This window comes from Vibrio genomosp. F10 str. 9ZD137, assembly GCF_049974785.1.
Lineage (GTDB): Bacteria > Pseudomonadota > Gammaproteobacteria > Enterobacterales > Vibrionaceae > Vibrio.
In genome coordinates, this window is sequence record NZ_JBNGCJ010000881.1 from 1 (window position 1) to 371 (window position 371).

The following is a 371-nucleotide window of genomic DNA, read 5'->3' on the forward strand; positions in this document are numbered from 1 at the left end:
CTGAACCGCTCTGCCGATCTCATTCACTGAGCGAACACGAGCCCATTCGATGGGGGGTGAATATGGTCACTGAGCAAACCCTACAACAGGCCTACCTATGGGTGTGCCACCAACGCAGGCACCACCCGCCTAATGCTGATATCTGGCATTTCAGATTCAACGCCCAACAGGAATTACGATCACTACAGCAACAATTGCATTCTGGGCTGTATCGGTTGTCGCCCATGCAGCGCATCACAAAGACAGATGGCTCTGAGGTGGTTGTATGGTCGTCGCGTGATGCTATTGTGCTTATGCTATAGTGCTTAAGCTGCTCGCCTTGGCGCTGCGACCTGTTTTGCCCTGCCACAAAAGCTGCATGCATGTGAAAG

Annotated in this window: 1 pseudogene; it reads left to right on the forward strand. The window is 52.6% G+C overall.

The annotated features are described in order from the left end of the window. Nucleotides 1-302 (forward strand): annotated as a pseudogene (locus ACP45E_RS19700) (hypothetical protein); the annotation flags it as partial. Nucleotides 303-371 lie beyond the last annotated feature (69 nt).